Origin of the sequence: Streptomyces sp. NPDC046727 (assembly GCF_040645635.1) — a bacterium.
Lineage (GTDB): Bacteria > Actinomycetota > Actinomycetes > Streptomycetales > Streptomycetaceae > Streptomyces.
Genome location: NZ_JBEYYR010000089.1, coordinates 1 through 2212 on the forward strand (window position 1 = coordinate 1; position 2212 = coordinate 2212).

At 53.3% G+C, this 2212-nt stretch carries 1 rRNA gene; it reads right to left on the reverse strand.

Going from position 1 to position 2212, the window contains the following annotated elements:
- A 23S ribosomal RNA gene (locus ABZ937_RS42730) occupies window positions 1-2212 on the reverse strand; the annotation flags it as partial.

The following is a 2212-nucleotide window of genomic DNA, read 5'->3' on the forward strand; positions in this document are numbered from 1 at the left end:
CTTGGGCGGTATCAGCCTGTTATCCCCGGAGTACCTTTTATCCGTTGAGCGATGGCCCTTCCATTCAGAACCACCGGATCACTAAGACCTACTTTCGTACCTGCTCGAGCCGTCACTCTCGCAGTCAAGCTAGCTTATGCCTTTGCACTAACCTCACGATGTCCGACCGTGATTAGCTAACCTTCGTGCTCCTCCGTTACTCTTTGGGAGGAGACCGCCCCAGTCAAACTACCCACCAGACACTGTCCTCACCCCAGATTATGGGGCCGAGTTAGAACATCAAACATTAAAGGGTGGTATTTCAAGGATGGCTCCACGCAGACTGGCGTCCACGCTTCAAAGCCTCCCACCTATCCTACACATCAAGGCTCAATGTTCAGTGTCAAGCTATAGTAAAGGTTCACGGGGTCTTTCCGTCTTGCCGCGGGTACACTGCATCTTCACAGCGAGTTCAATTTCACTGAGTCTCGGGTGGAGACAGCCTGGCCATCATTACGCCATTCGTGCAGGTCGGAACTTACCCGACAAGGAATTTCGCTACCTTAGGACCGTTATAGTTACGGCCGCCGTTTACTGGGGCTTCGATCAAGAGCTTCGCCTTGCGGCTGACCCCATCAATTAACCTTCCAGCACCGGGCAGGCGTCACACCGTATACGTCCACTTTCGTGTTTGCACAGTGCTGTGTTTTTATTAAACAGTTGCAGCCAGCTGGTATCTTCGACTGGCTTCAGCTCCATCCGCAAGGGACTTCACCTACATGCCAGCGTGCCTTCTCCCGAAGTTACGGCACCATTTTGCCTAGTTCCTTCACCCGAGTTCTCTCAAGCGCCTTGGTATTCTCTACCTGACCACCTGTGTCGGTTTGGGGTACGATTTAATGTTACCTGATGCTTAGAGGATTTTCCTGGAAGCAGGGCATCAACTACTTCTGCACCGTAGTGCATCGTCATCACGCCTCAGGGTTAGTATGCAACCGGATTTACCAGGTCACACCCCCTACACGCTTAAACCGGGACAACCGTCGCCCGGCTAGCCTAGCCTTCTCCGTCCCCCCTTCGCAGTAACACCAAGTACAGGAATATTAACCTGTTTCCCATCGACTACGCTTTTCAGCCTCGCCTTAGGGGTCGACTCACCCTGCCCCGATTAACGTTGGACAGGAACCCTTGGTCTTCCGGCGAGCGGGCTTTTCACCCGCTTTATCGTTACTTATGTCAGCATTCGCACTTCTGATACCTCCAGCAACCCTCACAGGCCACCTTCAACGGCTTACAGAACGCTCCCCTACCCAACAACGCCTAAGCGTCGCTGCCGCAGCTTCGGTGCATGGTTTAGCCCCGTTACATCTTCCGCGCAGGCCGACTCGACCAGTGAGCTATTACGCTTTCTTTAAATGATGGCTGCTTCTAAGCCAACATCCTGGCTGTCTATGCCTTCCCACATCGTTTCCCACTTAACCATGACTTTGGGACCTTAGCTGGCGGTCTGGGTTGTTTCCCTCTTCACGACGGACGTTAGCACCCGCCGTGTGTCTCCCGTGATAACATTCTTCGGTATTCGGAGTTTGCATCGGTTTGGTAAGCCGGGATGGCCCCCTAGCCGAAACAGTGCTCTACCCCCGAAGATGAGTTCACGAGGCGCTACCTAAATAGCTTTCGGGGAGAACCAGCTATCTCCCGGTTTGATTGGCCTTTCACCCCCAGCCACAAGTCATCCGCTAATTTTTCAACATTAGTCGGTTCGGTCCTCCAGTTAGTGTTACCCAACCTTCAACCTGCCCATGGCTAGATCACCGGGTTTCGGGTCTATACCTTGCAACTAATCGCCCAGTTAAGACTCGGTTTCCCTACGGCTCCCCTATACGGTTAACCTTGCTACAAAATATAAGTCGCTGACCCATTATACAAAAGGTACGCAGTCACACCACGAAGGTGCTCCCACTGCTTGTACGTACACGGTTTCAGGTTCTATTTCACTCCCCTCGCCGGGGTTCTTTTCGCCTTTCCCTCACGGTACTGGTTCACTATCGGTCAGTCAGGAGTATTTAGCCTTGGAGGATGGTCCCCCCATATTCAGACAGGATGTCACGTGTCCCGCCCTACTCATCGAACTCACGACCTGTGCATTTTAGTGTACGGGGCTATCACCCTTTGCTGCGCGCGAGGTCGGGCTGCTGTGCGGTGCGGACGTGGCCCGCATGGAGCGTTACGA